13 protein-coding genes are annotated in these 14,836 nt (G+C 40.1%); 4 read left to right on the top strand and 9 right to left on the bottom strand.

What is annotated here, in order from left to right:
• Positions 1–224 precede the first annotated feature (224 nt).
• From DYD21_RS04055 to DYD21_RS04015, 9 genes are all read right to left on the bottom strand, one after another.
• Entirely contained in the window at positions 225–1,907 is a 1,683-nt protein-coding gene (locus DYD21_RS04055) for a relaxase/mobilization nuclease domain-containing protein (RefSeq protein WP_116032808.1), read from the bottom strand.
• A complete protein-coding gene (locus tag DYD21_RS04050; RefSeq protein ID WP_116032804.1) occupies positions 1,904–2,308 on the bottom strand; it encodes a DUF6290 family protein in 405 nt (134 codons plus the stop codon). The genes DYD21_RS04055 and DYD21_RS04050 overlap by 4 nt, the downstream gene beginning before the upstream one ends.
• 639 nt (positions 2,309–2,947) lie before the next feature.
• Positions 2,948–3,127: a hypothetical protein gene (locus DYD21_RS04045; protein ID WP_116032801.1), complete on the bottom strand. Its 180-nt coding sequence runs from the start codon at positions 3,125–3,127 to the stop codon at positions 2,948–2,950.
• Positions 3,128–3,137: 10 nt separating this feature from the next.
• Entirely contained in the window at positions 3,138–3,680 is a 543-nt protein-coding gene (locus DYD21_RS04040; protein ID WP_116032798.1) for a hypothetical protein, read from the bottom strand.
• On the bottom strand, positions 3,667–4,434 hold the full coding sequence (locus DYD21_RS04035) for a ParA family protein (protein WP_158551403.1): 768 nt from the start codon (positions 4,432–4,434) through the stop codon (positions 3,667–3,669). Before DYD21_RS04035 ends, DYD21_RS04040 begins: the two co-directional genes overlap by 14 nt.
• Positions 4,435–4,753: 319 nt before the next feature.
• On the bottom strand, positions 4,754–5,869 hold the full coding sequence (locus DYD21_RS04030; protein WP_158551402.1) for a helix-turn-helix domain-containing protein: 1,116 nt from the start codon (positions 5,867–5,869) through the stop codon (positions 4,754–4,756).
• A gap of 250 nt (positions 5,870–6,119) precedes the next feature.
• Positions 6,120–6,359 (bottom strand): AlpA family transcriptional regulator, encoded by a 240-nt coding sequence (locus DYD21_RS04025; protein WP_116032786.1) that lies wholly within the window; start codon positions 6,357–6,359, stop codon positions 6,120–6,122.
• An 819-nt stretch (positions 6,360–7,178) separates the two neighbouring features.
• On the bottom strand, positions 7,179–8,132 hold the full coding sequence (locus tag DYD21_RS04020) for a hypothetical protein (protein WP_116032783.1): 954 nt from the start codon (positions 8,130–8,132) through the stop codon (positions 7,179–7,181).
• Positions 8,133–8,136: 4 nt separating this feature from the next.
• Positions 8,137–9,318 (bottom strand): site-specific integrase, encoded by a 1,182-nt coding sequence (locus tag DYD21_RS04015; RefSeq protein WP_116032778.1) that lies wholly within the window; start codon positions 9,316–9,318, stop codon positions 8,137–8,139.
• 292 nt (positions 9,319–9,610) lie between these two features.
• Here DYD21_RS04015 and DYD21_RS04010 point away from each other — a divergent pair, with 292 nt between their 5' ends.
• The 4 genes from DYD21_RS04010 to DYD21_RS03995 all read left to right on the top strand — a co-directional run bounded on the left by DYD21_RS04010 (position 9,611) and on the right by DYD21_RS03995 (position 14,800).
• Entirely contained in the window at positions 9,611–9,880 is a 270-nt protein-coding gene (locus DYD21_RS04010; protein WP_116033471.1) for a GIY-YIG nuclease family protein, read from the top strand.
• Between the two features lie 146 nt (positions 9,881–10,026).
• Positions 10,027–10,296, top strand: a complete 270-nt coding sequence (locus DYD21_RS04005; RefSeq protein WP_116033468.1) for a GIY-YIG nuclease family protein — start codon at positions 10,027–10,029, stop codon at positions 10,294–10,296.
• 794 nt (positions 10,297–11,090) lie between these two features.
• On the top strand, positions 11,091–12,521 hold the full coding sequence (locus tag DYD21_RS04000) for a serine protease (RefSeq protein WP_116032774.1): 1,431 nt from the start codon (positions 11,091–11,093) through the stop codon (positions 12,519–12,521).
• A 416-nt stretch (positions 12,522–12,937) separates the two neighbouring features.
• Positions 12,938–14,800 carry an ATP-binding protein gene (locus DYD21_RS03995; RefSeq protein WP_158551401.1) on the top strand — a complete coding sequence of 621 codons (1,863 nt, stop codon included), beginning with the start codon at positions 12,938–12,940 and terminating at the stop codon, positions 14,798–14,800.
• Positions 14,801–14,836 lie beyond the last annotated feature (36 nt).

Here is a 14,836-nt window from a genome sequence, read left to right as displayed (position 1 = left end):
CCACACCAATCCCTATCCCAGCAATAAAAGTCAGTACCAAATATCCATAAAATTCCCAGTTGTCTGAAATACTGCGTTTTGGTTCCAGGTCACTCAGGTCGCCGATGTAATCTTCTTTGATTGGTTAATGGCTCATAGATGTCGCCTGTTTTTTGTTTTTGAGAAATGGTTGAATTGCAAATGGGAAGGGAAATGTACCATTTGGCCGGATCATTTCCAGACGGTTACCGGCTAAAATCCCCGCGCTGGGCTTCACGTTCACGCTCCAGTTGCTTTTGAATAGCGGTGTAACGGTGTTGATGCACGGCGTGGCGAATTCCGCTTTGGGCAAGTGACACGCCACCGGATTTCAGTGCGGTTGCAATTTGCAGGAACAGACGGGTCGCCTTCATCGACTGGTCACTCATCTGGACCAGGGCCTGACCGGCTTCTGTTTCTTTGGCTAAATCATTTTTGAACGCAGCCACCCCGCGTCCGGCCACCTTTTTGGCCAGCGGTTGATAGTTCTTCATGATGGCAGAGATCGCCCGGCTCACGGCAATCACTTCTTCCGCACCACGGCTCAAGGTATAGCCCGCCTCTGATTCCCGCATGTTTTTCCGTAACGCCTGCCTGATGCCCGGCAGCTTGACGTTAGATAAATGGCTCTGCTTCTCTTTAAGCTCTTTACGTCTTTGGCTCAGTTCTTTCGGATTACGAATAATCTTCTCTTCGAGGTATGTTTCCCATTCCTTGTACTTCTGATTCATCTCTGAAATATCATTCCCAAGCTTTTGAAGCATCCACCCTTCCAATTTTACTTTACCAAATCTCCTTGGGTCAGACACTAACTCTGCCCCGGCATTCTCCAAACCTTCCTCATTTATGACCCTGGCCAACTCTTGCTGCGCCTTATCCGGATCATCAAACGTTTTTTCAAACCCCTCTTGGATTCGATCTTTCAGAATTTTCAGGTGTGTATCGTAGTAATCAATCTTCCGCAGCTCAGCGTCTATAAACTTTTTGCTTCGTTCCAGATCCGTCTCCGTTGCTTCCAACTTGATTCGTTCAATGGCGTTTGTCCAGTTGTTGACCTCTCCAATACCTTTCTTTACGTCCACTTTAAGCTCTCTATGCTCCTCATACTTGGACAGAGACTCCCCAAACTTTTTCTCCAACTTACCCCGGCTAAAATCCCGGCCTACGCTGCTGGCTTTAATGCTCATGGCTCCATCGGTAACAACCATACCCGCGCCCTTGCTTTCCACCCAAAGACCTTGACCGGCAAGTATGTCATCAAATGATTTCCAGTTTTTAGCATGGTAAAGATTTTTCTTCACCTCAAGCGCCATCACCCGAACCGTTTTATATTCAGGTTCTCCGATTCCCACACCTTTCAGCGCCTCATTCACTCGTACCCGTTGCTCGGCTTCCCAAAGCTTTTCTCCTTTCCACTTTACTTTGCTTGGGTCCCCATATAGTAAGCCCGGGGTTTCTTGCCATCCTTTTTCCTTTTCAATCTCTCGCAGTACCCCCTCCACTCTTCCCATATCATTCCAACGATCAACAGCTTTGAACGTTTCCGGATCCACCCGATTAATAGCCATATGAATATGCGGATGGCCGGTGTCTTTGTGAGAGACAATGAGCGTCTGGTTCCGTTCCATTTGCAATTCTGATAACACCCGATCGGCCACCTCCATCATGTCAAATTTGGATGGATCATCGTTGGGATTCCAGCTCACAGAAATGTGATACACAGGACTGGTTGCCCGGCTGCGGTTTGCTACCATATCCATTTCTTGAATAACATCCGGTGGGCGGGTTACTAAAAGATTACGGCTATCTATCCATTGCTGTTTTTCCGGATCTGTGATATACCGAATCAGCCCGCCAAAAGAAGCTCCGCTACTGATTTTTCCAATCATTTCAAGGCCCGGATCAGTAATTTTAGAATTTTGGAGTTTACCCCCCGCACTTTCCGTAGCTCCTGAATCAAGTATGCTTCTGCATCTTCTTCCAGTCGAACCAACACCCTCTCTCCATTCTTCTGCTTCATCATTAATTGAAGATGCCGCTTGTTCAACCGGTGTGCGATTTGGTTGATGTTGTTCCCAACAGCAGCCAGCTCTTTTCGTAGTTCCCAAAGGTCCATTTCACTGATCCCTCCGCGTTTGAAAATTCTGCTGTTTTGGGGCAGCTCCCCGAGAGCAATTTTTCGGATGTACCGGCTAAGAGACACATTTTTCTCAGAAGCCCAATTTTTTAAAATGGCTTTTTCATTCTTTGAAAGTCTAACTGAAAGCGGCTTTCTGTATTCTTTTTTCATAGTGAAATCATTGATATTTGAAAGTTTTTTTAAGACGGTTTATTTGATCTGACATGTTGAGTCCCTGGTGGGCGAATCCAAGTTTTGGTTATGGTTCATGATGCGCTCCGCATTATGTATTACATAACCACTTGCTTGCTCCACTTTATCATGCTCCGTTTAGTGCAATGCGTAGTGTAATACGTAGTGCATTGCGTAGTGTAATACATCAAGTTACTGGGCTCATGATTGCTTTCATGCCGGGTCAAACGCCTTTTCCATGATTGAAATCATTGGAACAAGTAATCGTAATGAGCCGGCTATCCATTAGAGTTTATCTTTTTGTATAAAAGATCATTCAAGATTCGCTGTAGGGTCTCATCAATCGTGAAATCAGGATTTTGGCGGCGAACGGTTTCGGGTACTCATCATAAGACCTGGCTATTTAGGTTAGGATTGTTTTTAAAGGGGAGAGAGGGAGTAGGTATATCATTCGCCTGCATCGCCTCCGGTCGCTAAACCACGGCGGCTGATTTCCCGGCGGATATCGCTAATCATACGCGCCTCAAGGGCCTTCACGACATACTGATTCATGCTGACCTCGTGAGTTCGATAAATCCATTTTAGCTGGAGTTTTCGTGGTTCTGGCAGACGTAATCTTCAGGAGACGTTCACATCGTCTCGGACTCTTGGAGCATTCCACGGAAGATCCTCATGTTCAAGGGCTGAGAGTGGGGCAAGGGTCGTAGCATTGTGCTCACGAATTATCTCATCAAAGAGAGGTTTTTGAGCGGCGTAGAGCTGTTTTAACAGCGATTTGTCAAGGTTTTGTATATCCATTGTGTCGTGTTTAGGAGTTATGGTTGTTGTAATCGGTCAGAATCTTGTCCAGATGCGCTTGGCCGTGGGTTTCCCGATAGCGGTCGACCGCCTCTTCCAGGAAGGTGCGGTGTGTACAGCGTTCCCACCAGGTGATGGCTTTGATGCGATCAATGTAGCCGGTTGGCATGCGCACCGAAAAGGTGATCAGCTCCTCCGGCTGTTCAGGTTGATCCGACTGTTTCAACGGATCTGATTGATTGGACTGTTCAGGCTGACTTGGCTGATCTGACTGATTCACATTATCAGCCTGCTTTGACGTACTTGCCTGATCTGCCTGTTTTGACCGACTTGATTGATCAGACGGTTTTGTAGTTTCCGGCGGATCAGGTTGTTCTGAAATTTCTGAAGGGTCAAGCGGATCTGACAAATTCGAAGGTTCAGTTTTGCCTGACCTGTCATTGGTGTCAGGCTGATCAGACGGGTTCGACATTGGTTGATCGTTAGGTTTTTCCGGGCCTTCCGGTTGGCTTGAAATACCACTTAAAAACTCCTCGTAATCAGGCTTGCCCATGACGTACCTCCAGCTCTTTGGCCAGGTTCAGATAGTCAATCGCCCCGTAGGTTTTAGGAGCGAATTCAAAGATGCTGCTCCCGGCCGATGAGCAATCGCTGAGCCTGGAGTTGGTGCGGATGGTCGTATCGAACACCTTGCCGTTGAAGGTGTGAACCATGGCCTCGCGGATCTCTTTGTGCTGGTTTTTTCGAGCGTCAAAGTCCGTGATCAGATAGCCAAGAACATCCAAGTCAGGGTTCAGCCGCTTACGGATAAAACCAAGGATCGAGTGGATCTGCTTGAGGCCCTCCAGTGCAAAATACTCCGGTTTGACGGTGATGATTAGCCCGTCAGAGGCGGTGTAGGCGTTGATCGTCAGAAAGCCAAGATTTGGCGGGCAGTCGATAATGCAAAAGTCATAGCGGGCCGATAGACCCGCCAGTTTCTCCGAGAGAATCATCTCCCGTCCCGGCACCCCGGCCAGTTTCTGCTCGGCGTACGCCAGCGCTTCTCCGGCCGGCAGCAGGTCAAATCCTCTGGCTGGCTGAATAATCTCGCCCGTCTGAAGCTCCGGCTGGTAGTAGAGATCGTCCAGCGTTCGCTTTTCATCCTCATGGGTCACACCCAAATGCGTGGAGGCGTTACACTGAGGGTCGGAGTCGACCAGCAGCACCCGGAAGCCTCTGCGGGCCAATCCGGCCGACAGGTTCACGGCGGTCGTCGTTTTTCCGACACCTCCTTTTTGATTCGTAATCGATATGGTTTTCATCATGATAGATTTGGTGAAAAGATTAATTTGTCTGTGAGTACTTAGGTAGTTGGATGTCATAGGCCGATTGGATGAGTTGAAGCTTTCCTGCTTGGCAGACCATCAATTGGCCCACATCTCCACGGAAGCCACGGGACATACGGAAGTGACCCATCACTCCATCTACCCGGAAACATCGGGCCACAAGGCTCTTGAGCAGGGGAGGGTCTGCCGGCGACAAAGTCACCGTTAGCATCGACTGGCCCGATAAGAGGACGAGCCTCCGAATTGCGTCGGGCTGGGGAGCATACCCGAGTCCGTGCAGAGTACCACGATTTCGTTTTCATTGGCCTGCCCTCTGTATAGCGTACTTTCTTAAATCACGATTCTTTAAGAGGCCTGATATCTGCTTTAACCCCTCTGTATCTGGCTCTAATTCTTTGTACTTTAATCGGTAAAAGAGGTCTACTTCGTTTTTGGAGTCATCATCTCTCGGTATTGTAATCTCGTCCTCCAGTACTTTTTTTAATTCAGCCCATGAAAACCCGGCTGAAGTTCTGATGACAAAATTATCATCGAAAAATTTTAGTGTAATATTTTTGTAAAACCATTGATTGAATGATTTGAGCTTATCTGGATTATCCTTTAGCCAGCTACAAACACTATCGACTTGATCGCGCCTCAAATTGCAAAGCACTTGCATGGTATTCCTAAGAGAAGAAACTAATTCCCCACCCCCCGAAGCAGTAGGTGTGTGTGCATCACCTGAGGAGTATTGGTTATCAGTATGTTTTTGATGCTTCGATGCCGTGTCATTTGTGTTCAGGGGAGGACTCTTCTTATAAGGTCTCGGTTTATATATAGGATCGGACAATTTCCCTTTTTCATGACCGGACTGTACCTCTGCTTCTTGACCGGAAGAATCAGTCTCGTCTGGACAGGACAATTCATTCCTTTGATTGTTGGTAGCCTTTGAGACAGTAACACCTTCTGAACAGTAGGTTATAGATGGATATTCATCTTCCTTGTCTCCCTCTTTCTTTCCTTTACCTGGCTTGTTACCACCCCCTTTACTATTGTCCTTATCATCCGTATTACCGTCAACATTTTCGTTTGAAGTACTAATGAAAGGTTCACTTCTGAAGGAATTGGCAGGGATAATCTCTTCATTAAAGATAAATCTATACTCATTGTTTTTGTTTAACCCGACTCTTTTTATCTCGATAAGGTCTAATTCTACAAGCTTATCTAAAAGCGTTCGAACATGTCGTGTTGAGCAGTTTAAATTCATGGCAATATCTTTCTGGCCTGGAAAACAGTCACCACTCTTGCCAGCACGTTTTGCTAAATAACCATAAAGCAATTTTGCCTTAGATGGACAAGATTCACAGTTGAGAAGCCAGTCTGGTATGAATACGCCGTGGAACAATCGGTACGGATTGAAATAAGCCTTCTTCACGATCTGCCTCCCTGAATAGTTTGATTTGCATATGCAAAGTTATAGAGAGGCCGATGGGTTACATCGTTATGCGTTATGTAATTGTCAGAAAATTTAGTAGTATACATGTGTTAATTATTGATTGATTAATATTTATAGCAATCCCATGGCATGGTGAATTGCAGTTCATCATGTTCAATTCTGAGCCGATCTCAACTATTGAGTATGGCTCAGAGTTTTGGGAATTTGTTTTTAAGGGGCTACTGATTTATTAATCAGTATTGCTTGAATAGGATGGTTTTGCTTCAGAGTTTTCTCTTTTTGAATCAAGGTCCCCGTCAGCGATGGGTCTGCTCTTAAGGAATTTGATGATATCGTCTTCGAGCCAGCCAACGCAGCCTTTAGAGATTTGTCTTTTGGGAGGTAACTCACCCCTCTTTGTCATTCTCCAAATTGTCTGAATCGATATGCCTAAAATATCTGCTAACTCAGCTTTTCTAATAATTCTCATTGTATCAACATTTTAGTTTGTGTTATAAGTTGATACAAAGGTATTTCATGTGATTTAGAAGAGCAGGGGATTTGGGTAAAAACACATCTTCCACAATCCCCAAATAGTTAGCTTCTTTCTATATTGTTGAACTCTTCATGATATAATTTTCTTGGAGATATCTCTTCTAAGATGTTCGAAACCTATTTTGTTTTCTTCTCCTATATTTTCTTTCATGACGTCCGCACCTTTTAGTGTATTTATGGGATATGTTTACACGCGAAAAATCCATTGAAAATGGATGCATCTGTTTTCATTCAGTTCATTGACAATAGTTATGGTAGCTACAATGGCATAAAACCCCAGGAGGTTCGGCGGATTCTGAACAAGTAGATCAGTTTGTTCGACGGTATCATCAGTGGCTCAGCCATAATGCAGTGCAATCTGAACTCGATTTGTCACGATGAAATACATTTGCATTCAATACTTATAAAAAATAGGGGGCCGGAACTGGAGCTGTTGATTGGTAAACTCTTTTAACAAGTTGGCTTTAGCCAAATTGACGATAAGCTGTTTCACAACCTGGTTTTGTCCAGGCTGTGCTATTTGGTGAGCAAGCTAACTGGAGAGATATCTTGATTTAGCCGTTAATATCAATTAACCATTTTACCATAAATATGGCCACACAGTTAAAATATGATGGAATTCAGCAAATAATGAACTTGAGTGAGAGTAAGAAACATTTGCTGAAGTATTAAACATTCGAACAGGGTGTCCCAATGCGGAAGTCAGAAGAACAGGGGATTTGAGTAAAACCCATCTCCCCCCATCACCAAATAGTTAGTTTCTTACTAAATGATTGAACTCTTTATGATCTAATAATTTTGGCAAGATATCTGTTCTTATATAGTCGGCAGATACTTCGATTTCGTCCGCATTATCTTCTTTTAGATATCCAGCAATTCCAGATATATTTAAAGAACCATCCTTTTTATACAAGTCATAGTTTACAAGTACCTTTGGATTAGTATTTTCTTCGATCAGTAATTCTATCAGCCAAGGCATAAGTTTACGCTTATGTAAATCGAAAGCACTCATTTCAGGGAGTTGAGAACCCATTTCTAAAAGATTGATATTGCGTTTATTCTCTATGAATGAAATTGATTCGAAATTAAAATTTAGTAAGAATTTTAGCGCCCACCATCTTAATGTTAGATCTACCAGGTCGTCATATAAACTTGTTATTGAACCTAAAGAAAAATGATGAAGATCTACCGATGAGATCTTACTAATTTTAAGCGTTTCATGAGACCAAATTGGATCTATCTCCATATTTGAAATTTCATTAAATAAATCCCTGAGAGTCTCTACTTCATGTTTTATTGATATAAAAGTACCTTCCTCCACTATGTATTCAATTTTACGTTTTACTTTTTTTATAGAATTATGAATTCTGGAAAGTAGAGAGAAATACTCGCTGTTAAGTGTAATTGAAGTGAAATCTTCCATAAACTGCTTTGCTGACCAGTCTATAGAATCTCTATTATCTAATTTATATTTATTTCTCTGGAATGGTATAGTAAGCAAATCATCTAAATAAATATTTTCAAAGCGTTCTATCTCCTCGTTGAATTCGCTTAATTTGTTTTTAATTTGTTCATCAATATAGTTTCTATTATTAAGAAGCTTGTAATTCGTAGTGAGAACATTATCGTTTTTAAAGTCTGATGATTCTTTATATTCGTCGTAATAGTGTTGAAGGATTTCATTGTAGTCGTGTTTTTCTAAAAGCATACAGTTAATTCTTGGTAAGGATTTTTGTTAATAAGTAGTTGTTCCACAATTCTATAGCTTCTCGTTTTTCCTCCATATATGAATATCTGTCATAAATAGCTGTGATTTGGCTATCACCAGATAATCCTTTGTGGTTTAATATTTTTCCCAAAACAGTTCTGTCGATTTTTAATTGTGCCATGTAAGTGGCTGCAGTTCTTCTCAAGTCATGTATTCTGAAATCGGATACTTTTGATTCTTCTTGAATTCGATCCACAGCTCGTTTAAACCATTGTATTGGGTCGTTCTCCATAACAGGCGATTTGAATACATAATCACTATGTCCATTGTGAGATTTAAGTGAACCTATTATGTTTTTACTAGTTGAGGATAATGGTACACGGTGTTCCCTGTTCGATTTCGAATCTTTGGAGGGAATAGTCCATACACCACTTTCTATATCACTCCATCTCATTCTACTGGTTTCGCCCTTTCTTTGTCCACACAGCAGTAATATTTTAAAAAGCGACTGTATGGGTTCAGATTCTTGTTCAAAAGCACTCCACAGTTTCTTTATTTCCTTTTCTGAGTAATAACGCTCTCTTTTATTTTCACCTTTTTTTCGCGGCGGTATTGATATAACCGGGTTGTTTTCAGTCATCCCCCGGTCAATTGCATAAGAGAATAATCTTGATAAAACAGACCTTATTCTGTTTGACATCGTTGCTTTGTCTCTTTTATCGGCAACACGATCTAAAAACTTTTGGATTTCAGCTCTAGTTATGTCTTTTAACTTGGAGCTACCAAATTCAGGAATAAGCTCTTTATTAATAATTCTTTCATATTCATATTTAGTCTTTGGCCTAAGCGATGGTGTGTAATATTTGATGAAATTTGCTGTCAGATTATTAAAAGTGTTCTTGTCATCTCGCTCTTTCTGTTTTCTTTTCTTCATGGGGTCAATACCCATGGCCACATCTATAGCTAATTTCTTAGATACCTTTCTTGCATCTGCTAAACCAAGAGTTGGAAATTTACCTATCGTATATCTTTTACCAGACGCACCATATCTAAAACAAAAGGATTTGTGACCAGTCTTTGTAACTCTTAAAACTAATCCATCGACAACCGTATCAGAATACTCGATTCTTGTCCTTGGGTTTTTCAGTTTCTTTATAAAAGTATGACTAAGTTTCTTTATCGGCATTAATATGTTATGTGTTTAACTTTACGAATTCAATCTTCCGGGGACAGCCAGGGGACAGTGTAAGTCAGTTGTACACTGTTAATTATCGTTATTCAAAGTAACGCTTAAATCGTTGTTAGACAATAATTTATAGTTACTGAAAGTTACTAATTGATATGCAATGGAGTAGCCTTTATTCTGACTGTCACGCAGGAGGTCGCGAGTTCGAATCTCGTCCGGATCGCTGAAAAGCTGCTCACATTGTGAGTGGCTTTTTTTGTTTGTGGGGTATCCATCAAGGGGAAGAATTATCATGTATACAGTTTACATCCTTTATAGCCAACGGATTAATCAATATTACACCGGGCATGCCCAGGATCTGAAAGATCGGTTTAAAAGGCACAACGAGGGAAGGTCATTGGCAACAAAGCGAGGTGTTCCCTGGGAACTGAAGAAGGCAATTGGTTTTGAGACCCGAAGTGAAGCAATGAAAGCTGAAAACTGGCTGAAACGAATGAAGAGCAGGAAAGTAATTGAAAAGGTGATTTCAGGTGAAATTAACTTGCGAGAGGTAACCGATTAAACAGTCAGAATTTGGCGGTTAGAACGCCTGTCCCGATGCTTCGGGAAGGTCGCGAGTTCGAATCTCGTCCGGATCGCATAAAAAGCTGCTCACATTGTGGGTGGCTTTTTTTGTTTGTGGGGTATCCATCAAGGGGAAGAATTATCATGTATACAGTTTACATCCTTTATAGCCAACGGATTGATCAATATTACACCGGGCATGCCCAGGATCTGAAAGATCGGTGTAGAAGGCATAACGAGGGGAGATCGTTGGCAACAAAGCGAGGTGTTCCCTGGGAGCTGAAGAAGGCAATTGATTTCGGCACCCGAAGTGAAGCAATGAAAGCTGAAAACTGGCTGAAGCGGATGAAGAGCAGGAAAGTAATTGAAAAGGTGATTTCAGGTGAAATTAACTTGCGAGAGGTAACCGATTAAACAGTCAGAATTTGGCGGTTAGAACGCCTGTCCCGATGCTTCGGGAAGGTCGCGAGTTCGAATCTCGTCCGGATCGCACTGAAGCCCAATTACTTACAAGTGGTTGGGTTTTTTTGTTTGTGTATATTCTCTTTAATTATCCAGGGACAGGCAGGGGACAGTTAAAAAGCTTATAGCTTCAGACTCAAAAATCATACTATTTTCAAGTTTGGATCTTTTTTTGAGCGCAGGACTTCTATTTTGTGTTTAAAATTATTGAGTGAATTCAACCCACACTAACTCCGCTGTCCTATTTAGCCAATCCCATGAAACCCGTAATGGTGTGGAAAGCGTTGTGTAAAATTATTCGCCCTTTGAGTTTTCTTTTACTGACCAATTTACTTTCCGGTACAATCCCCATCTATATGGATTTTTCTGCTGTCGGCAAGCAGGGAAAAAATTGAGTTGATGACTCCCTCAATTTTATAACGCGTTTTATTTAAACATTCTGAATCTGCCGATAAACAGTACCTGGACTTTTTTTGGTCACGATTTGTAGGATATAGATAATTCGCTTACTATTCGACTAATTGGAGGGCTGAGAGCCTCTAAGAGAAATACATGTTATAGAGCTAATGCAAAACCAAAAGCTGAATTATCACAAGGATAAGCTGATGTTCATACTTTGATGTTGACTCCCATTTCTTCATTTTATCCTCAATATTTCAAGAATAACATGAATAAAACTTGTGTAAGAAGCTAGGATAACCTCAAGAGTGTTGGTCATATGCCAATGTTGCAGTCTATTGTCAAATATGGAAAAGTCAATTCAAAAAAAAATTGAACACCCTGAAACCATGGCTCTTGATCGCCAGTGTAAATGGATTCGCCCTGAATTCATGGCAATTGATGGTATTGGTGAACACGAACTATGGACATTAAAAGGGCTAATTGTTGCTATTGGTTTTATTGACGATGAAAAGCAAAAAATTATTGGTAGTGGTGTAATGATAGCGCCTGGCCTCTGTATAACTGCTACCCATGTTATTGAAGAAACGAAGAATTTGAGCGCTTTACTATATTCGATCCCTAGTGAAAATAGTATGAGAATATGGACTCCTATAGATTTTCACACTCAAGAAAAAGTATCAATAGGAATAATTCCTTTTCAAAACACTCCTTCTAAATATACCGATGTTGGAATTTTATCCTATTCCCCCTTGTCAAAGTTTACAGATAAGGAAGATTATTTCTTTGCTCCTTTAGAAGCTTCAGCACCTAAAATCAATGAACGACTTTGGGCTACAGGATATCGAGAAACGCACAATGATGGTATTCCTACCATATCTTTTTTCGTCACTTCTGGGCTTGTTACCGAGCAATATTTACAAGGGAGAGGTAGCCATATAAATGGACCCTGTATAGAAGTTGCAATGGAAGCCTTCGGAGGAATGAGTGGGGGCCCAGTCTTTAATGATGAAGGAAGAATTGTGGGTGTTATTTCTTCAAGTCTAGAAGATGACAATGGTAATAATAGTCCAACTTATGTTTCCTTAATCTGGACATCACTAACATCAACAGTTTACTCCCCTTGGCCTGAAAATCATTGGCCAAAGAATCTCGCAGGAATACAGACTGCAATAAAAAAGAACGGGGCAAAGTTAATTGGCTCAGCGAGATTTGATGATGAAGGCTCATATAAGGTGAAGTTTCCAGAGCAAAGTTCAGATTCAATGTTGTCAGTATTGAAAAGTGCGGGAATCAAATTTCCTACTGATGATTATGATATTCATGACTATTCATACGATAATTTTGAAGATTTCTTAGAAGAAGAAGGACTTAATTACTTATCAAGCGTTGATAAAAAAACATTTGATTTAGCACTAATGAAGAAGGATTACACTGAAACTATAAAATTATTTGATTGTATTGGGGCATCCACCATGGGAGGCCTCGAAGATTTAAACATAGAATCAATCAAACTAATAAATGATGGGACTATTGGAATTGATGCTCTATTTAACATTAGAAACTCAGTTCTCAAATTAAAAATTACAAGGGATGAGTATGAATCTCACAAAGATTTAATTACTTCTTTAAGTAGTCTTTACAATCAAGAAACTGACGGAATCAACGTGTTGTATGATCACTACGTAAGACCGTTTTATAGGGTAAATTTCATTTATGACATTCAATCTGAGGAATACCAAGAAATAAGATTTCAGTTTCTCTTTTTGAAAATATGACTATCCTTGGAACAATAAAATATTAAAAAAACAGACTACAAAAATGCGTATAGCGCATAGCACCCTCGGGATACTACGATACTATACACAGAACGTTGTGCTTCATGCATAAAAACCGAACAGACTAAAATGAAAACGATTCAAATCGAAATGAACAGTGAATCTAAAGACTAAATAAAATGGCTAAATTGAAGTTCTTCATAACCAATAGATTCATTCTTCTCTTAATTAGTGCGGTATTATTCATAGGAATTCACTATCTGCTTACTGACTCCTTTCTACCTGACACTTCAACCAGAAACATTTGGTTTTATTCAGGACTATTCATGCTATTTTTCTCAATTCTGTTCATCGAGCCATACTATTCATCCCCAAAAAATGTAATTACTAATTCCATTCCTATACTACTTGTATATGTGTCAATAAAAGATTCATTTACTAACGATACTCTTTGGTATTCTACAATTACCTTAATCGGAATTTTAATCATCCTATCTATAATTGCCATTGCACTCACATCAGATAATGAAAGCCCTGAATCAGCAAGGAATAAGTTATCAAATAGCATTAAAAATATTGCAGTTTTTCTCGGGCGGGGCAAAGTTCTCTACTCTTTTGTTTTTATCTCTGTTCTCATCCTTTACAAAGCAGAAATAATAGAACAAGTTAGCGATAGCTATCTTTTTACGATGGTAATTCTTTGGGGCTTAGTTTTAATTATCGACTCAAAATCACTTCATAATTCTTTTTTCAGAGAGCAATCGAAAGTCCAATCAAATGCAGTTGGAGAAATTTTCGGAGTTCAAGCAAAGAAAATATTCTTAGTTAAACTTTTTGAAGATAGAAGTAAGAGTATTAAACGATTTGATATTCTAAACTTTAAGTATTCAATGCAGGACTCAGATGCTTATGCTATTGCAGGCATTGTATTCGATACCTATTTATTAAATCAGGAAAAATGGATCAAAGTACTTCAGTTAGGAACCATCAAAAATGATTTATCAGGCTTAAAGCCTAATGTAGTCTATAAAATTACTGAGCCTGGCGAAATACAAGAATTGTCTAATTCACTTAGAGTAAAAGACTTCGTTGGTGTGGTCATTGAAAAATCATCTATTGGCTCTATAAAGTTTGAATATTCAAAACAAACTGATGACATTCAGGAAGGCGATTTATTGGAGCTAAAAGTAGGCAGTCATAGACTGTTTTATCAGGTAATCAGTGGGACAACAGAACTTGAAAAATTAGAAAGTAAAAATGAGACGGGATTTATCGAAGGAGAAGCAATTCAACTAGGAGAATGGCAAAATGACCTTCTTTCCTTCCAAAAGTTTGGTTGGGTTCCATCTATTAACACTCCTATTTTTAAAGCTGATACAAGTAATATCGAGATTCAAGAGTACAAATATCCTGAATTCCAGTTAGGTACTATTCCCAACACAAATCTACCTTCAATCATCAACTTAAATGAAGCAGTTAGCCATCATTTAGCGTTATTAGGAGTTACAGGCTCTGGAAAGTCCTTCCTAGCAAGAGAAATAATTAAATCATTAAAAACAGATACAAATGTAATTTGTATTGATTTTACGGGTGAATACAAGACTGACTTAGAAGAATTAGACCCAGTTGAATTAATAAAAGTTGAGGGATTAAGTTCTCTCGAAGAGACATTTGCGGATAAACATGAAAAGGCTCTAAATCGTAGGCCCGCGGAAGAACTTGCATTAAAGAAAAAGATTCAAGGTCAACTTGACGAGTATGTAAAAGAGTTCATTGAAGGAGAAGAAAATCTGGGCTTATTTGAACTACCTGCATTATCAAACACTTCGTTCATTTTAGAGTTTACTCAATTTTTTATAGAGAGCGTGTTTAATTATGCAAAAGAAAATAAAGGAAGTCGGGTGTGTTTGGTACTAGAAGAAGCACACACTATAGTTCCAGAGACAAATTTTTTAGGAGATTTAGGAGATTATGGTAGTTCTAAGGCGCTAGTAAATAAGATGTCTCAAATTGCATTACAGGGAAGAAAGTATGGAGTTGGTTTAATGGTTATCGCTCAAAGAACAGCTAATGTTTCAAAGACAGTGCTTACCCAATGTAATTCAATTATTTGTTTCCAGGCTTTTGACGAAACTAGTTTTACCTTTTTAGGTAATTATATTGGCAAAAATTTAGTTCAAGCATTGCCCAATCTGAAGCAATATCACGCAATTGTAACAGGAAAAGCGATACGATCAAACTTACCAATGATAGTAAATCTTGAAAGAGAAATTGAATAAAAATCACGAAAGCACAACATTCGTTATAAAACATGC

Source organism: Rhodohalobacter sp. SW132 (assembly GCF_003390325.1).
Lineage (GTDB): Bacteria > Bacteroidota > Rhodothermia > Balneolales > Balneolaceae > SW132.
Note: the sequence above shows the minus strand (reverse complement) of the source record. Positions and strands in the feature narration are given on the sequence as shown.

What these genes read in the sequence shown, in the direction of transcription:
- DYD21_RS04000 (WP_116032774.1), top strand. Translation starts at nt 11,091, where the DNA reads ATGGAAAAGTCAATTCAAAAAAAAATTGAACACCCTGAAACCATGGCT.
- DYD21_RS04050 (WP_116032804.1), bottom strand. Translation starts at nt 2,308, where the DNA reads ATGAAAAAAGAATACAGAAAGCCGCTTTCAGTTAGACTTTCAAAGAAT.
- DYD21_RS04040 (WP_116032798.1), bottom strand. Translation starts at nt 3,680, where the DNA reads ATGGGCAAGCCTGATTACGAGGAGTTTTTAAGTGGTATTTCAAGCCAA.
- DYD21_RS04055 (WP_116032808.1), bottom strand. Translation starts at nt 1,907, where the DNA reads ATGATTGGAAAAATCAGTAGCGGAGCTTCTTTTGGCGGGCTGATTCGG.
- DYD21_RS04005 (WP_116033468.1), top strand. Translation starts at nt 10,027, where the DNA reads ATGTATACAGTTTACATCCTTTATAGCCAACGGATTGATCAATATTAC.
- DYD21_RS04020 (WP_116032783.1), bottom strand. Translation starts at nt 8,132, where the DNA reads ATGCTTTTAGAAAAACACGACTACAATGAAATCCTTCAACACTATTAC.
- DYD21_RS04025 (WP_116032786.1), bottom strand. Translation starts at nt 6,359, where the DNA reads ATGAGAATTATTAGAAAAGCTGAGTTAGCAGATATTTTAGGCATATCG.
- DYD21_RS04035 (WP_158551403.1), bottom strand. Translation starts at nt 4,434, where the DNA reads ATGATGAAAACCATATCGATTACGAATCAAAAAGGAGGTGTCGGAAAA.
- DYD21_RS04010 (WP_116033471.1), top strand. Translation starts at nt 9,611, where the DNA reads ATGTATACAGTTTACATCCTTTATAGCCAACGGATTAATCAATATTAC.
- DYD21_RS04045 (WP_116032801.1), bottom strand. Translation starts at nt 3,127, where the DNA reads ATGGATATACAAAACCTTGACAAATCGCTGTTAAAACAGCTCTACGCC.
- DYD21_RS04015 (WP_116032778.1), bottom strand. Translation starts at nt 9,318, where the DNA reads ATGCCGATAAAGAAACTTAGTCATACTTTTATAAAGAAACTGAAAAAC.